The sequence below is a fragment of the Streptomyces sp. NPDC055506 genome, assembly GCF_053643595.1.
The window spans coordinates 15144-30586 of sequence record NZ_JBSHKH010000061.1 but is presented as its reverse complement, the minus strand read 5'-3'; the positions used below and the strand labels follow the sequence as shown (position 1 = coordinate 30586).

Here is a 15443-nt window from a genome sequence, read left to right as displayed (position 1 = left end):
GTGCGGCCCAGTCGCGTTGGCTCTGGTCTCCGTCCCGGTCTGCCACGTCCACGTCGGCGTCCTCTGTCCGTACCGCCTTTGCCAGGGCCTTGGCCAGCGACTCGGGCGGGACCGGCGCGCCGACCAGGAGCAGGTCATAGATCATCGCCAGGTCCCGTCGTGCACCTTCTTGGTCTTTGGCTTGGCCACGGCTTCTGGGCAGAGGCCGAAGAGCCTGCTCCGCGCCGCCTCCGCGTTGTCCCAGCTTGCCGGGCCGCCCGGCTTCGCCGACAGCCGCTCGAGTGCAGCCTTGGCCTCTGGACCGGCCATCGCGCCCAACAGTTCGATGGCCGAGTCGGCTCCGATGTCCTCGGTCACGCAACGCTCGGCCAGGACCACCGCCCAGTCCGCGAAGCGCCCGGGGACGGGATCGAGAGCCAGCCAGCGGAACACCGAGTCGGCGATGTCGTCCCGCAGTGACGGGATCATGGCCAGCATCGCCGCTTCGACATGCCGCGCGACGTGCAGGGGCAACGGATACAGGTGCGGTCGGTCCCGCCATACGCGGACGAGGTCGTCTACGCCGGACCACGTCACCTCGCTCGTGCGGGGCATGCTCGTCGCTACGGCCCGATGGAACTCCTCCCACACGTGCCACAACAGGCCGGGCGACGGCGGCTGAGGCACATGCGGAGCCAGTTCCGGGTCTTCCATGAGTACGGTCACCACTTGCCGGGCTTCCGCGAGTCGCTCCTCGGTACGGGGCAGTTCCGCGATCCGGCGCCAGTCGCACTCGTCCCACGGCTGTGGCAAGGACCTCATGGCGTGGGGCAGGACGTAGTCACCCTCCGGGTCGCGCCACCGCGCGATCTGCGGATCCCATGTCTCCTCGGCATTCGGCTCTTTGCCCGCACGCGTCAACGTTGTTCCTCGCTGCGTGGAGTGACTTACCAGGGCATGTGGCGAGGGACGCGGTTCTGCCACCACGGGGCCGCTTCCAGGTTGTCTTGTGCGGGGTCGGGGGCGGTGTGCTCGCCAAAGGCGCGGTCGAGTCGGGTGACCGCATCCTGTAGGGCGTCCGCGTGGGTCTCGCCCAGCGCCGGAATGAGGCGTCCCAGTGCGCCCCTGGCTTCCAGGTCGCGGTGGAACAGGTCCGATCGGTAGTGGCCCGAAGGTGCCCAGTCGGACTGGAGTCGGCGGGTCAGTCTTTCCCACACGCGGAGGTGGTGGTGCACCTGACCCTCGACGCTCGCTGCCGGGCCCGGGGGGAGGGTGGCGAGGAAGGTGTCGGAGACGGGGGTGGGGATGGGCTCTCTGTCGAGGATCTCCGGGAGGATCTCGATGGTTGCCCGGGGAAGGTCGGGGACCTCCTCCTCGACCGCGTCCACCCGGTACGCCGTGTCCTCGTCGGTGTCGATCGCCTCCAGACGGCATCTGACGGAGCGTCCGTCGGGTACGGCGACCCAGTAGGCGCTCGGCAGCTCGAGTGCCGAGGGGTGGAGGACCGAGCTCCTCACCCTGGCCGCCAGGCCGCGTGCGAGTCCTTCCTCGGTAAGGGGACCGGCCGTGGCGTCGTCCACGGTGATGTCCAGTTCCAGTGCGAGGTCACCAGGAGGGAGCAGGCGGAAGGTGCAGAGCACGGGAGCGTCCCAGTCGCGGTCCTCCTGGTCCGCGTCCGCGTCCGCGACGTCGATGGTCGCGTTCTGAAGCTCCAGCACGTCCGCGAGCGCATCGCGCAGGGTCGCTGCGTCCAGTTCCGCGACGGTGAAGAGGTTTCCGATCACTTGTACGTCCCGTCGTAGACGGCCTTGGCCTTTTCGACCTTCGCGGGGTTGTTGACGAACTTCGGGTCCCGCTGGAGCTGTTGCGACTTGCCGGCATCGCCCTTGTTTTTCGCGATCTCCTTCAGCGCCGCGTACTCGATGCGGTCCATCTCGACCAGGCCGGGGCCGGACTTCGGGAAGACCGTTCCGTTGCCCTCCACCTCGTACGCACGGCCGTTGATCTCGTAGGTGTTCCCGTCGGGCGAGAGCGTGGCGCGGCCGTTCGCGATGGCCTCGATGTCGGCGCGCACCAGGTCCTCGTTGCCTCTGAGGATCACCGTGTTGTGCTCCTTCACCTGTCCGCTTGACGCTCCGCTGACAGTGTGGCGCTTGTTCGGGAACTTGAGGACTTTGCCGCGCGCCGGGCCCGGGATGTCGTCCCTGGCCTGCCAGTCGTTGGCCGGCCTGTTCCTCTGCTCGGCGCCGTCGGCGGCCTTGTCCGCCTCGTTCGCCTGTTTGCGGGCCTCCTGTGCCTGTTCCTTGACCTCCTCGTCGCAGCCGTCCTCGGCGAGGACGACGTACGGGGAGTCGGCTCGGGCGGCGGCCAGGAGTGTGGTGCCGGTGCCGGGGGCACCGCCAAACGGGGTTCTGCGGGGCGGGGCGGCGATGGTGCAGCCCGATTCGCGGGCCTTCTTCTCGGCCGCGTCCGCGGCTTCGTCGGCTTCCTTCGCCGCCTTGCGTGCGGCAGCCGCGTCGCCGGCCTTGGCCGCCTTTCTCGCGTCGTCCGCCGCGTCGACGGCCTTGTCGGTGAGTTTGCCCAGGTCGCCGAGTTTCCCGAGTTTGCCCAGCTTGCCGAGTTTTCCTACGAGCTTCGCCTCGCCGTAGCCGGGGATGAAGAGGGAGCCGACGTTCCAGACGACCGCGGTGACCGCGCGGGTCTCGTTGCCCTGGTTCCACTGGTCGCGGACCTCTTCCCCGATGAACATGTCGTCGAGGACTTTTCCGCCGGAGTTCAGGGTCGCGCCGCCCCAGTCGGTGAGCGCGTCGAGGTAGTCACCCTTCGCCCATTTGTCTCCGGCGTCCTTGGCGTCCTGCGACCACTGGTCCGCGATGAGGCCGCCGTAGTCCTTGAGGCCGTCCAGGGTGTCGAGCGGGTTGGTGACGGTGTCCCAGATGCCCTTGAGTTCGCCGCCGATACCGTCTACGAAGAGACCTTCGCCGACCTGCTTGAGCTGGTCGCCGGTGCAGCCGAAGAAGGCGCCGACGCCACTGAAGCAGCCGTCGTCCTCCTCTTTCTCCCTCTCCTCTTCGTCAGCCTTCCCGTCCTTGTCGTCGGCCTTCTCGTCGGCCTCGGCCTTCTCTTCGGTCCGTTGGCCTTCGGTGCCCTCGGTGCCGGCGGGGTTCTCCTGGGGAGCGGGCTGGTCGGCGGGGCCGGCTTCGGTTCTCGTGTCCCCGGTGGCGCGGGCCGGGCAGGCCGTGCCCGTGACCTTGCAGACGGCCGACTGGAGACCGCCGTATATCTGCGGACCCAGGCCGCTGACGACGAGAGCCGTGATGATCGCTGCTACGACCGCGACGAGGCCGGCGTACTCCACCGCCGTTTGGCCCTGATCCTGGCGCCAGCGGATCATCCGGGGCAGGGAGAAGGGGCGGCGCTCTGCGCGCTCCCGGCGGGGGAGGCGGTACCAGGCGCGGCTTTCCGGGCGGGTGAGAAAGTAGAGGACGAGGAGCGGGAGGAACAGCTGGGTGAAGCCGCGCGGTGAGCCCGCGTGGATGTTCGCCACCGCGCCGAGGATCAGCCAGGCCTGTACGGCGATCAGGGCGGCCCTGGTCCGGGTCCCGCCCTCCCAGGTGCGCCGGGCGAGCCACCATCCGAGGGTGCCGGGGGCTGCCGCGTAGGCGGTCAGGGCGAGGAGGCTGCCGTCGACGGTGTCGTACGAGGCCGCGGTGAGCAGGACGCTGAGGCCGCCGAGCACCGTGATCGCGAAGAGGGTGTGGACGAGGGCCAGGGCGGTCACGAGCGGGCCTGGCATGGGCTGTCGGCTGCCAGGTCCCGGCGGTTGCCATGCGGGTGCGGCCCCTGCCCCTGCCCCCGCTCCGAAGCCCGTTGGTCCACCGGTCGAGGCCACGCCCCGCCCCCTCCCTCGGTTCACGACACAGCCCGAGGGTAGGGAGGGGCCTGCGGGACGGGATGGGCCCAGAGCCCCAAAACGGGGCCCAAAGGCAGGCCCTATCGCTCAAACGCGCCCGCACCGCGCAGGTAGGCGCGGGCACCCTCGCGTGGCACTACCGTCCACATCCGTGTGCCGCCGCTCGGCTCACGCGCGTCGCCGAAACCCCAGTCGCCACCGCAGGCCCTGACCACGCAGGCGAGCACGCGCAGGGCCGCCTCCCTGTAGCGCAGTGATACGTAGACATCTGTGGTGGGCGTGAAGCGGCAGGCACACGAGGCCAGTTCACTCACCACTTGACCCGCCGCGTCGGTCACGTCCTCAAGTCCGTGGGCACGCAGGATCGTCCGCGTGACGGTGCGGGCGATGGCCGGGCTCTGGAGGGCGGCCGGGAGGGTGAGGCTGTAGGCAAGAGTTTCGGGGGCCGGGGGTGTGGAGGGGGTGGCCGGGGACGAGCAGGTGGTGACAGACGCCGGCATGGCAACTTCGCCCAACTCGCCAAGTACCGTGCGCACATGGACTGGTGGCACGACATGTCACTGGACCCACAGGCATCGCGGCACCGACCCCGACAGCAATGCCTACATCGCCGTCGCCGGGCAGGAGGAGCACCACCTCACCGACAGCCAGGACGCCCTCCGTGCGCTGATTCTCGACATCAAGGCGGGGAAGGCCGACCACCTGCTGTAGGCCCCCACTGGGAGCCTGCCTCCGCCGCCTCGGAGAGCAGTCGCGTCGCCTCGGCCACTGCGACGTTCCGGTCGATGTAGCGCATGGCGAGGTCCAGGGCCCAGGGAGCGAAGCAGCCCTCACGCCACAGCCATTCGAGCATTCCCCGTGCCAGATGTGCGGCAATGCGCACAGCCCACCGCTCGGCGAACGCCTCGGGGTTCGTGTCCTCCAAGTCGATGCCCAGTCGCTCACACTCGTACCAGGCCCAGATCAGACGCTCACGCGTGACCGACCGCGCGTCGAGCATCAGGGGGACGAGGACCATCTCGACTTCCAGCCACGCGGGCCGGTCCTCAGCATCGTCCAGCCACTTTCCCTCCCATTCGGGAGGTTCCTCCGAGGCCAGCCGTTGGTCGGGCAGCAGCGCTTCGAGAACGGCCCGCGCTTGGGCGAGGCGCTCCGGTGTCGGTTCGTCCTCCAGCTCCCATCCGCCGGCCCAGCTGCAGGTCAGATCGCGTACCACCTTGGGCAGGAGCAACTCCTCGCCGTCGGCAGGACGAGCCGCCCGTGCCTCGTAGTCCGGTCTCCTCAGCTTCGCGAGCCACTCGCGGGCCTCCCGACGGTCGCCTTCGGCCACCGACTCGTCCTTCACGAGGCGCGCCAGCACCTGCTCGCCGTGCGGGCGGCCGAGATCGCGGAGCAGCCAGATGTTGTCGTAGCCACCCAGACCGGCGTGTACGCCCAGCTCGGCAAGCGCGGCGGCCCGGGAGGCGGCCCGGAGCTCACCTCGATGCACGGCCTCCCGCAGCGACCACAGCAACCGTTGGACCTTGGACGAAACCTCCCAGCGTTCCCGCCGGGCCGCGAAGTGTTGACGCTGCTCGTCGGTGAGCGGGAGACCGGGCTCCTCCTGGGCCCGATCCCACAGGTCCTCCAACTCGTCCGGCCAGCCGCTGTCTCTCGGCGGGGCAGCGGCGAGCGCAGTCTCCAACTCTCCGAGGAGCGCAGTTGCGCGGTCCTCGGGAACCTCCGCTTGCTCCTCGTCGTACGTCATGAGACCCCCAGGTACCCCATCGCGGTCTTCGGATCCTTCATCTTGCCGGAGCTCAGAGCGTCGTACTTCTCCGCCTCGCTCTTGGCATTCCAGGCGTCGTTCATGGCCTTGAGCTGCGCAGGAGTCACCTCCTGGCCGGCGATGCGGGCGCCGACTTCATTTTGGGCCATCCTGGAGGCCGGGGTTCCTGGAGGAGCACCCTCGCCCCGCTTCGGCGGCTTGAACCCGTCGAAGATCTTCTGCCACCCCCTGGTGGAGGCGATCTCGTAGCGGGCGACGCGGCCCGGCTCCGCTCTCTGCCACGCGCCCAGCCTGTCCACCTGTGTGGCTATGGAGCCCTTGGTCGTCGCGTTCCCCGTGTTCTTGACCTCCACGACGTGCACCTTGCCGTCCTTGCCACGGTAGGCCACGTCGGCGTCCGGGATTCCCGTGACGTCGATCTCGCCGCCCAAGCCGTCTGGTCGTAGCGGCGACTCGCGCTTCTTCCTGCGCTCGTCACTGTCGCCGATGTCCGAGTACACCGTGCTGCCATCCGCCGCCTCGTCCTGCGCCATACGCTTCGTAACGTTCGCCTCTGCGAGGTTCTCGGCGAGCTGGTCCTTGGTCTTGGAGTTCAGCACCTTGGCGGCGAGCTTCTCCCTGCTGGTGTTGTGGATGTTCTTCTGGTTCACCAGCTCCGAGACGTCGGCGATGGCGTCCGCCGCCTCCTTCTTGCTGATGTCCTTGGAGTTCGGGTCGACATCGTCCTTTGCCCGCTTGAGCAGGTTGTCGAGCTGGGCCTCCTGCAGGTTGACTTTCTCGCCCTGCGGGAGCCGTTTGTACGCCTTGATCTGCTCCCGCAGCACATCGGCCCGCGCCTCCAGCGCCTCCTGCTGGGCCTGGCGCGCGTCGTCGGCATCGTCGCCCGTGCACTCCTTGCCGCCTCCTTCGGCGACGACGATCCGGCCGCCCTGCGGGGCCGCCAGGACGCCGGTGCCAGAGCCCGAAACACCGCGCAGGCCGCCGCCGTACGGGACGCGCCCGATCGCGATCGTGCAGCTGCCGTTCTTCTCGGCCTTCTTCCTCGCCTCGTCGGCGTGCTTCTGGGCCTCGTCCGCGGCCTTCTTCGCACCGCCGAAGTCGCCCGCCTTGGCCGCCTTGCGGGCCTTCTCCGCCGCGTCCGCCGCCTTGTCGAGGGCTTCACCGACCTCGGCCAGCTCCTTGAACTTGGTGAACTTCGTGATCGTCTTCGGGCTGAAGATGCCGACGACGTTGACCACGGTGTTGCCGATGGAGGCGCCGTAGTTGCCCTTCTCCCAGTTCTCCTTGTCGACGAACGTGTCGATCGCCAGGTCGGACACGAAGTCCTCGGGCGAGTTGACCCAGCCCCATACGGAGGAGAGGTAGTTCCCCTTGTCCCACTCCTCGCCCAACTCGTCGGCCTTGTCGCCCCACCAGTTCGTGGTGTAGCCCTTCAGGCCGTTCCAGGTGTCCTTGATCGAGCCGACGGGGTCGCTGACCAAGTCCATGGTGCTGGCCAGGAAGCTCTTGGTCGGGGCCACGAAGAAGCCCCGGACGTGGTCCATGAACGTCCTGTCGTGGCGTTCCTGGTCATGTACGTCGTCCCAGAGCGACCTGTTGTCGAAGGGACCCGGAGCGAGCGGAACCGTGTCGCCCGGCTCCGCGCCCTGAGGGGTGATGATCTGGGTGGACGACGCCGGAAGGCCGCCGGTGTCGTTGCCGCCCGTGCCGGCGTCGGCGCCTGTGCCTTGCTGACCACCCGAACCGCCCTGGGTGCCCGGGTCGCCTTCGGCACCCGTCTCGCCGTTCGCGCCCGAACCACGGTCTGCCCCCGCGCCACCATCCGCATCCGCGCTGCCGTCCGGGTCGGAGCCGTTGCCGCCGCCGGCGCCGGCGTCCGAACCACCGTTGCGGGCACCGTCGTCGTCCCCGGCCGCCGCACCCGTCTCCGTGCCATCGCCCCGCGGAGCGGCGCAGGCCGTGCCCGTCACCGAGCAGACCGCCGACTGGATGCCGTCGGCGATGCGCCCGCCGAGGCCGCCCACCGACAGCGCGAGGATGATCGCGGCGACGACCGCTACGAGCCCCGCGTACTCCACCGCGGTCTGGCCCTCGTCGCGGCGCCAGCGGATCATCCTCGCCAGACTGAACGCCCGCCGCTCCTCCCTGTCCTGAGGAGCGGCTTCGAACCACTCCCGCGACCGGGCCCGACGCAACAGCACGATGACCGCCACCGGCATGGCCGCCTGCGTGAATCCCCGCAGATCACCGTGCATCAGCGTGCCGAGAGACAGCCACACGATCCACGCCTGTACGGCGATCAGTGCGCGGCTCGTCCACACCCCGCCCCGCCACAGGTGCCGGGCCAGGTAGACCCCCGCCACACTGGGCAGCGAGTCGTACACCAGGATCCCGAAGATCTCCCCGGAGTAGTACGACACCACCGACAGCACGGTGATCACGTACATCGCCGTCAGCGCGAACTGCACCCACAGCAGTACCTGCGCCCAGCCCAGTTCCCGTGGCAACGGCGAACGCCGGTCCCAGGAGGGGGTGTTCTGCGCACCCCACATCCCGTTCGGGGGTATCGAGTTACCGGCACCGGACATGCGTGACCTCGGTTCAGCGGGCGGGCATTCAAGGCGGGCGCCCGGCTGACGCTAATGAGAATCGAACACTGACACATGGGCCCCCGGGCCCACCCTTGGCCCAACTCGAACGGCAAAGCCCGTCCCTGCCTGTGGTGGCGCGAGACGGGCCATGGGGGTGAGTGGGTGCTGGTGGCTCAGCTCTCCGTGCGCGGAAAGGAGACCTCGACCCGGCGGTTCTTCTTGCGCCCGGCTTCCGAGGAGTTGTCCGCGATCGGGTACTGCTCGCCGTAGCCGCGTACCTCGTAGGTGACGTCGGAGTCGGTCAGTTCCTGGTCCAGGACGTTCTGTACGGCGTCTGCGCGTTTCCTGGACAGGACGTCGCCGTGGGCGGAGGAGCCGAGGTTGTCCGTGAAGCCGAAGACGCGGATCTTCGTCGCGTTCTGTGTCTTGATCTCCTCGGCGATCGCGGAGATACGGGACTTCGCCTCGGCGCTGAGTTTCGCGCTGTCCTTGCCGAAGAGGACTTCGGCCTGGAGGGCGAACTTGACGTCGGCGTTGGTGTCTTCTCGGCGTTCGTCGCCGCTTTGGTCTTCTACGACCTGTTTGATGTCCAGGACCTTGGCGGAGGCCAGGGTGGCGCCCTCGGGGAGTTTGAGGTCGGGGTCGTTGGGGTCGACCTTGACGGGGGCGGAGGGGGAGGCCTCGGTGCCAGGGGGGACACTGGGGCCCTCGTCAGCGTGGGCGCTCACCGTGCTGTAAAGGTTCGTGGCGATCACGAGGGTAACGGTAGCGACGACCAGGGAAAGACGGTGCGCTGTCACGCGGCCCGAAGTATGGGTAAGGGTCACCGTGTGCCTCACCCGGAAATCTTGATGACAGCACTAGAGAACAACGGCAGTTGGAAGGTGGCTTCGGTCGTGCTCGCCGGGGGGGCCGGAAACTGCAGGAACACAGCCATGGATTCCCCGGCCTTAAGTGCCGAGAAGCCAGTGGTCGTCAATGGACGCCCATCTGTGTCGCGCAGCACGTAGTACCGCTTCTTGCCCTTCGAGTCGACGAGAGTGGCGCCACCGAACGACCTGCCCTTGTTGATGATCTCGGTCTCGTTACCACTCAGCTCCGCTGGGATGGTGACGATCTCGGAGCCGTCGTTCTTCAGGTTGCCGTTCACAGTGACGAAGCCACCGGAGTCACGCTCAGCAGAGGTGATCTGGAGGAGCAGGCCGCTCGGCCCCTTCACCTCGGCCAAGGGCTCACTGGCCTGTCCCTCCTGAGCACTCGGCTTGGATTCACTGTCCTTGGAGGCGGACGCCGAAGGCTTCGGCTCCTCGTCGTCGCCTCCACCGCCGCCGCAGCCGGCCCCGCTGAGGGCCAATCCGGCCGCAACGGTCAACGCGACCACCCCCCTGCGGGCCTTCGTAGTGAACCGAATGCTCATCACTCTGCTTCCTTCAACTCGTCGTTCGTGGTTGTCAGTCGGCCAGATGGACGTCGAAGAGATCCTCGGGTTTCGGGAGAACGTTGGGAGGATCGCCCGGCTTCAGGTCCCAGTCCCTGTTGTCCTTGCAGGAGAGCCGCGGCAGTACGTCACCCGCGTCCGCGGCGGGAAGCTTGAACGTACAGCGGGACTCGATCACGGCGGTGGCGGACGCATTCGCTTTGCGTTCCGCCGTGCCGGGGACGATGGAGTCTCCGACGGGCTTGTTGGTTTCGACCTCAACCGTGAAGCCCAGGAGGCCCTCCGGTCCGCACCCGACCACTCGAGCGTCGTTCTGCGCGGCGAACTGGTGTGCGCGCCAGCACGACTCCCCGACTCCTTCGGCGTTGCCGTCGAAGATGTCCTGCCACTTGGTCGGGTCGAGGAAGTCGTTCACCCACGCGCCAGCGAGTAGGTCTCGCCTGTCCTGGGCCGCCGCGAGAGCTGCCGCGTCAGCGGCCGTCTGGGCGCCGTTCCGATTGACCGCGGCCTGGCCGACCGCAAAGTACGCGAACGCGAGGAAGAGCAGGCTCCCCACCACGGTGATGTAGATGGGGAATGCCTGCCCTGCGTCGCCGTACCTGCGAGGTCGGATCAAGGAGCGACCTTGTTGATCTGCGTGGTCAGCTTGTTGACGATCGTCTGACCGATGTTCGTCCCGGCGATCAGCACCACGATCGCCACGACCACCGCGATGATGCCCAGGTACTCCACCGCGGTCTGCCCCCTGTCGCCGGCGCGGCGCTGCATGGCTTCGACCGTGGTGTTCTTCCAGCCGTTGACGCGAACCTTGGTCGCAACGGCGGTCTTCAGCATCAGGTCGCTCATGGTGATCCCCTCCGGGTTCGGCAGTGCCGCTTTCGGCACCAGAAACGTACGGCGGAACACCCCGCGTCCCAGAGGGCCCCAGGGCCCAATCCAGGGCCCAATCCGAGGCCCAGCACGACTTCCGGGACTTGCCGTCGACTGCCTGGGCCCGCAGGCCCATCCGCCCTTCCCCCCGCACTGTCACCGCAGGTCACCCCAGTCCTCGACCTGAGTCCGGTGCCGTGCCGATCCATTTGGCGGCGGCTTCGGAACGGCTGGTGCTGTGCAGCTTGGCGAAGATGCGGTTGATGTGATTCTTGACGGTCTTCTCGCTGATGAAGCAGGTGGCGGCGATCTGCTGGTTGGTCATGCCGGACGCGATGTGGTCCATGATCTCCGCCTCCCTCGCACTCAGTTGGAACCGCGACCTGTCGGGAGCGACCGGAGGGCCACTCGTCCACCCAGACGAAGACTGTCCCACATTCGGTTGCACTTGCGAAAGGTTTTCTGAAGAAATGGGTGGGGACGGGACGCGGGGCAGCCCGAAGTTGACTGGTGAAGAGGACAGTTGAGATTGAGTATGCGGATTTACGGAGGTGGAAATTCCGTATGCAGTCGCACTCGAAGACTGGCCAAGGCCGTCGGGGAGCGGCGGCGTCGGTGCCTGGTCCTGGCGGAGCTGGGCCAGCAGGGCTCCCGCCGCCGTGGGGGTGAAGTGGGCCCTGCCCTCCTTGATGTCCCGTACGGCCTCGACCAGCTGGTCGGCCGTGAACTCGCCGTGGACCAGGTAGCCGCCCGCTCCTCGGCGCAGGGCCTCCTGGACGATCTCCGACTCCCTGCTGTACGTCAGCATCACGACCGGGGCGATCTGCACCAGGTACGGAAGTGCCGAGATGCCGTCCACGCCGGGCATGCGGACGTCCAGGAGGACGACGTCCGGGCGGTGCTGATGAGCCGCCTCGTAGGCCTGGCGGCCGTCGGCGGCCTCCGCCACGACCGTGATGTCCGCGCGGCCGGAGAGCAGGGCGGTGAGGCCGGCCCGGACCACGGGGTTGTCGTCCGCGACCACGACCCGGAGGCTTCGGCTCGGCTGCTGTGCGGGTGGGGCGAGGTCCGCGAACGGGTGCGGGGGTGCTGGGAGTTGTGGCGGCAGTGGTGCGTCGCCAGGGTGTGGGAGCGGTTGGTCCGGCATCAGGGGCCTCCTTTCGTGTCGTGGGGTCATGCCGTGGGTGTGGTCAGGGCGGCCAGCGGGAGTTCCAGGCGGACTTCCGTGCCCTGGGGGTGGCCGCCGCGGCCGACGCGGATACGGGCACCCACCGAGGCGGCCCGTTCGACCATGCCCACCAGGCCGAAGTGGCCCGCCCGGCGAAGTTGTTCGAGCGTGGTTCCGGGTGGGAGACCTCGTCCGTCGTCGTACACGCTGATGCGGAGCAGATCGCCATGGACGCCCGCACTGACGTCGACGCGGCTCGGGTGCGCGTGGCGGTGGGCGTTCTCCATGGCTTCCGAGGCGATGGTGAGGAGCTGGCGGGCCACCGCGGGCGGGACGGGCGGTACGGAGTGCTCGCCGGTGGGGCGGTAGACGGCGGGGAAGCCGGTACGGGTGCTGAAGTCGCGGGTACGGGCGGCGAGTTCGACCAGGACATCCGTGGCCTGGTCGGGGTCCGATTCGCGGCGCAGGTCGGCCAGGAGTTCACGGGACTCGGCGGCGGCTCGGCGGGCGGAGCGGGCGACCAGGGCCGCCTGTTGTCTGACAAGGGTCGGGTTCATCCGATCAGCGCCCGTGGTGCTTGCCAGGCCGTCGGCGGCCAGCGCCACGCCGTGCAGGGTTTTGGCCACCGAGTCGTGCATCTCCCGTGCCAGACGGGCGCGTTCGGCGCTGACCGCTTCCGTGACGGCGAGCCGGGCCTGGACGGTGGTGAGAGCCTGGGTGGCCTCGCCGAAGCGGAGCATGAGGCTGCGGAGGCTCGAGCCCACGGCTCCGGCGATGACGCACAGGCCTGGGAGGAGAGACGCCTCGGCGAAGCCGGCGTGCAGGTTCGCCGCGGTTGCGTAGACCAGCAGGAGAATCAGCGACTGGAGTGAGGCGAAGACGGCTGCGCCGCGCCAGCCGTAGACGAGGCCGGCCAGGAGGGGGGCGCAGACGCTGACGTAGGCGAGGGTGCTGTCAGGACCCGCGGAGATGAGGAGCAGGGAGCCGAAGAGGGTGTCCACGGCCAGGAGGGAGGGGTGGCGCAGGAGGAGAGGGCCGAATCGTTCCCAGTCTCGGAAGAGAACGTAGGAGCCCATGAACGTGACCACCACCGCGGCGGCCACCAGGCGGGTGGCCAGGCCGGGGCCGGCGTTGAGCAGCGCGGCGGGGGCGGCCAAGGCGATCATGGCCAGGCGGAAGCCGAATACCTGGCGGCACATGGCCTGGAGGGCGTTGATCTGGATGGGGATGGCGGGGGTGTCATCAGCGGCGGGTACGCGGTGGGGCACCCGGCCCATGGCCGGATACGGGTTTCCGTTCGCACCGCTACGGCCTTCGTGGCCGGGCATGTGTGGCCCCGGCGGTTGAGTGCGTTCGTCGTCCCCGCCGCCGTTCGCGGCCGCACTCAGTCCACCCTCGGCATCCGCCGCCAGCGGGCCCTTCGCACCCGCCGTCGGCCCGCCGTGCCTGCCTGGTGTCGCCCGGTCATCGGTTCGCGTCGGCGGCCGGTCGTTCGCCGGTACCGCGGTCAGGCGCTGTGCAGGCGACGCCGTGGCGTCCGTCCCAGCCACCGCCCCCTCCCGCCGAAGTCCCCGTCTGATCCGCACCGTCCGCCCGGATACGGCAGCCCCGCCCGCGTCCAGTCCGGTGGGGTCCGTGGGGGCCTGGGCGTCTGCCGGGATCCACCCCTCCGGGAGGGCCGGAGTCGCGTACGTCACCGGGATGTCCGGCGCTCCCGTCCTCACGTGATCCGGCAAAATCGTGCCCGCCGGAGGGGTCGTGATCTCCGGCGGCTTCGGACGGCGGCGCAGCAGCCTGCTCCGCTCCCTCGTCGTCGACATGCTGTCGCCCCCCGTCCTACTCGCCCGTGATCGTGCTGAAGTCCGTACCGGAACCGAGCAGCATCCCCGCGCCGAGCAGGATCATCGTGGCCGGGACCATGAACGTCGTGATCATCAAGGTGGCCTTGGGAACCGCGCGTGCGGCCTTGCGGCGAGCGCTCTGCGCATCCGTGCGACGCATGTCCTGGGCGAGCGCGACGAGGGTGTCCACGATCGGGGCACCCAGTTCCTCACCCTGCTGCAGCGCGGTCACGAACATGGCCACCTGCTCCGAGTCATTCCGTCGCCGCAGCTCGGCGAAGGCTTCGCGGCGGCTCATGCCGAGGTCCATCTGGCGCAGGGTGATGCGGAGTTCGTCGGCCCACGGGCCTTCGTACTTGGACGCGACGCGGTCCAGCGCCTGGCGGAAGCCGAGTCCCGCGCTGACCACGACGGCAAGGACGTCGAGGAAGTCGGGCAATGTCCGCTCGATCGCGTCCTTGCGGATGCGGATCGCCGACCAGATGCCGACCTCGGCCCAGAAAGCCGCGAAGCTGAACATGATCAGGGCGCTGAAGAGGCTGCCCTCGCTGAGCGCGATGAGACCGCCCAGGCCGCCGATCGCCCCGTATACCGCCCGCCGGGCCGCGTAGCGGTCGATGGTGAGACCGCCGGGGTTGCCCGCGAGGTCGATTTTCCGGCGGTACTTGGCGACTCTCTTGGGTCCCATCAGACGCAGGACGGCAGGCGCGTACCGCATGCCGAGCCGATCGACGAGCGAGCCCACGGCGCTGGTGCGGGAGGAACCGACCTCCAGGGCCAGCGCCAGGTCGCCGGGAAGCCTGGCCTCTGCGCGGAAGATGCGGATGCCGGCGAAGATGCCCCACACGCTGAGGCCCATGACCAGTGCCAGCAGAAGTCCCATCGCGGCGCTCCTTCTCCAGTGACTCGGTGGCTCAGACGTCGATGCGGGAAAAGCGGCGGATGAGGAAGAACCCGATGGCGTAGAGGCCGAACGCGATGATCACGCAGGCCTGGCCGACGGGCGACGCGGTCATGCGATCCAGCGCTCCGTCCTCGATGGCGTTCAACAAGAACAAGGCGCCCACGCCCAGCACCGGCACCGCGTACGACGTCATGTTGACCTGGGACAGCTGCGTGCGGACCTCGCGTCGGGTCTCCTTGCGCTCCTCCAGGGTCTCCGTCAGGTTCCGCAACGCGCTCACCACCTGGCCGCCCGCCCGGTTCGACAGCACCAGCGTCGTGACCAGAACGACGAGTTCGCGGGAAGGCAGACGGTCCGCCAACTCGCCCAGCGCGTCGTCCATCGACGCGCCGACGGCCAACTGGGCGGCCACCTTGCCCAGTTCCTCACCGGCAGGCGCCTCCAGCTCTTCCGCCGCCATCCCGATCGCCGTACGCAGTGCCAGGCCGGCCTGGGTGGCGTTGGCCAAGACCCTCGCCAGCTCAGGGAGTTGGTTGATGAACTTCTCGATGCGTTTCTGGCGTTGCCAGTTGAGGAACTGCACCGCCACCCAGATGCCCAGCAGGCCCGCGAGCGGGCCGAAGAAGGGGGCCAGGGCCACCTGGCCGATCAGCCACAGGCCGACGACCGTGGCGAGCATGTAGACGAAGAACTCGCCCGGGGTGATGTCCAGGCCCGTGGCCGCCAGGCGGAGTTCGAGCTTCCTGCCCAGCTTGGTTCGGCGCAGGCGGCGGTCGAGGTTGCGAAAGCGGCGGTGACGGCCGGCGACCGGTATCTGGCCGGTGGCCGACAGACGCTCGACGAGTGCCTGCCGGTGTGCCTTGCCCATGGCGTAGGAATGCACCCCCACGACCGCGAGGACGCAGGTCAGCAGGGTGATGCCGGTGGTGAGCGTGATGAGGGGTTGCAGTTCCATGGGGGCGGCTCTCTTC

General features: G+C 68.8%; 15 protein-coding genes. 1 reads left to right on the top strand and 14 read right to left on the bottom strand.

Going from position 1 to position 15443, the window contains the following annotated elements; genetic code table 11:
• Positions 1-141 precede the first annotated feature (141 nt).
• From ACWIF2_RS22925 to ACWIF2_RS22910, 4 genes are all read right to left on the bottom strand, one after another.
• Entirely contained in the window at positions 142-900 is a 759-nt protein-coding gene (locus ACWIF2_RS22925; protein WP_454362489.1) for a hypothetical protein, read from the bottom strand.
• 26 nt (positions 901-926) lie between these two features.
• Positions 927-1763 (bottom strand): hypothetical protein, encoded by an 837-nt coding sequence (locus ACWIF2_RS22920; RefSeq protein ID WP_454362488.1) that lies wholly within the window; start codon positions 1761-1763, stop codon positions 927-929.
• A complete protein-coding gene (locus tag ACWIF2_RS22915; protein ID WP_454362487.1) occupies positions 1760-3775 on the bottom strand; it encodes a Flp family type IVb pilin in 2016 nt (671 codons plus the stop codon). The genes ACWIF2_RS22920 and ACWIF2_RS22915 overlap by 4 nt, the downstream gene beginning before the upstream one ends.
• Positions 3776-3972: 197 nt before the next feature.
• Complete coding sequence (locus ACWIF2_RS22910; RefSeq protein WP_454362486.1) at positions 3973-4392, bottom strand: ATP-binding protein; 420 nt, start codon at positions 4390-4392, stop codon at positions 3973-3975.
• Positions 4393-4420: 28 nt separating this feature from the next.
• Here ACWIF2_RS22910 and ACWIF2_RS22905 point away from each other — a divergent pair, with 28 nt between their 5' ends.
• A complete protein-coding gene (locus ACWIF2_RS22905; RefSeq protein WP_454362485.1) occupies positions 4421-4603 on the top strand; it encodes a hypothetical protein in 183 nt (60 codons plus the stop codon).
• Here the strand turns inward: ACWIF2_RS22905 and ACWIF2_RS22900 are convergent.
• The 10 genes from ACWIF2_RS22900 to ACWIF2_RS22855 form a co-directional block, all read right to left on the bottom strand.
• Positions 4572-5639 carry a hypothetical protein gene (locus ACWIF2_RS22900; RefSeq protein WP_454362484.1) on the bottom strand — a complete coding sequence of 356 codons (1068 nt, stop codon included), beginning with the start codon at positions 5637-5639 and terminating at the stop codon, positions 4572-4574. The genes ACWIF2_RS22905 and ACWIF2_RS22900 overlap by 32 nt on opposite strands.
• Entirely contained in the window at positions 5636-8248 is a 2613-nt protein-coding gene (locus ACWIF2_RS22895) for a hypothetical protein (protein WP_454362483.1), read from the bottom strand. The genes ACWIF2_RS22900 and ACWIF2_RS22895 overlap by 4 nt, the downstream gene beginning before the upstream one ends.
• A 176-nt stretch (positions 8249-8424) precedes the next feature.
• On the bottom strand, positions 8425-9030 hold the full coding sequence (locus ACWIF2_RS22890; protein ID WP_454362503.1) for an OmpA family protein: 606 nt from the start codon (positions 9028-9030) through the stop codon (positions 8425-8427).
• A 56-nt stretch (positions 9031-9086) separates the two neighbouring features.
• Positions 9087-9668 carry a hypothetical protein gene (locus tag ACWIF2_RS22885; RefSeq protein ID WP_454362482.1) on the bottom strand — a complete coding sequence of 194 codons (582 nt, stop codon included), beginning with the start codon at positions 9666-9668 and terminating at the stop codon, positions 9087-9089.
• 34 nt (positions 9669-9702) lie between these two features.
• Positions 9703-10302 carry a pilus assembly protein TadG-related protein gene (locus tag ACWIF2_RS22880; RefSeq protein WP_454362502.1) on the bottom strand — a complete coding sequence of 200 codons (600 nt, stop codon included), beginning with the start codon at positions 10300-10302 and terminating at the stop codon, positions 9703-9705.
• A complete protein-coding gene (locus ACWIF2_RS22875; protein WP_397696349.1) occupies positions 10302-10535 on the bottom strand; it encodes a hypothetical protein in 234 nt (77 codons plus the stop codon). The genes ACWIF2_RS22880 and ACWIF2_RS22875 overlap by 1 nt, the downstream gene beginning before the upstream one ends.
• A 190-nt stretch (positions 10536-10725) precedes the next feature.
• Complete coding sequence (locus ACWIF2_RS22870) at positions 10726-11706, bottom strand: response regulator (protein WP_454362481.1); 981 nt, start codon at positions 11704-11706, stop codon at positions 10726-10728.
• 26 nt (positions 11707-11732) lie between these two features.
• The gene (locus tag ACWIF2_RS22865; protein ID WP_454362501.1) at positions 11733-12926 is read right to left on the bottom strand and encodes a sensor histidine kinase; all 1194 of its coding nucleotides are present in this window, start codon (positions 12924-12926) and stop codon (positions 11733-11735) included.
• Positions 12927-13563: 637 nt separating this feature from the next.
• Positions 13564-14451: a DUF5936 domain-containing protein gene (locus ACWIF2_RS22860; RefSeq protein WP_454362480.1), complete on the bottom strand. Its 888-nt coding sequence runs from the start codon at positions 14449-14451 to the stop codon at positions 13564-13566.
• 31 nt (positions 14452-14482) lie between these two features.
• Positions 14483-15427, bottom strand: coding sequence for a type II secretion system F family protein (locus ACWIF2_RS22855; RefSeq protein ID WP_454362479.1), 945 nt, complete (start codon positions 15425-15427; stop codon positions 14483-14485).
• Positions 15428-15443 lie beyond the last annotated feature (16 nt).

Coding starts and splice junctions, on each gene's coding strand:
- ACWIF2_RS22915 (WP_454362487.1), bottom strand. CDS start 3,775: ATGCCAGGCCCGCTCGTGACCGCCCTGGCCCTCGTCCACACCCTCTTC.
- ACWIF2_RS22910 (WP_454362486.1), bottom strand. CDS start 4,392: ATGCCGGCGTCTGTCACCACCTGCTCGTCCCCGGCCACCCCCTCCACA.
- ACWIF2_RS22900 (WP_454362484.1), bottom strand. CDS start 5,639: ATGACGTACGACGAGGAGCAAGCGGAGGTTCCCGAGGACCGCGCAACT.
- ACWIF2_RS22895 (WP_454362483.1), bottom strand. CDS start 8,248: ATGTCCGGTGCCGGTAACTCGATACCCCCGAACGGGATGTGGGGTGCG.
- ACWIF2_RS22885 (WP_454362482.1), bottom strand. CDS start 9,668: ATGAGCATTCGGTTCACTACGAAGGCCCGCAGGGGGGTGGTCGCGTTG.
- ACWIF2_RS22875 (WP_397696349.1), bottom strand. CDS start 10,535: ATGAGCGACCTGATGCTGAAGACCGCCGTTGCGACCAAGGTTCGCGTC.
- ACWIF2_RS22870 (WP_454362481.1), bottom strand. CDS start 11,706: ATGCCGGACCAACCGCTCCCACACCCTGGCGACGCACCACTGCCGCCA.
- ACWIF2_RS22865 (WP_454362501.1), bottom strand. CDS start 12,926: ATGTGCCGCCAGGTATTCGGCTTCCGCCTGGCCATGATCGCCTTGGCC.
- ACWIF2_RS22860 (WP_454362480.1), bottom strand. CDS start 14,451: ATGGGACTTCTGCTGGCACTGGTCATGGGCCTCAGCGTGTGGGGCATC.
- ACWIF2_RS22855 (WP_454362479.1), bottom strand. CDS start 15,427: ATGGAACTGCAACCCCTCATCACGCTCACCACCGGCATCACCCTGCTG.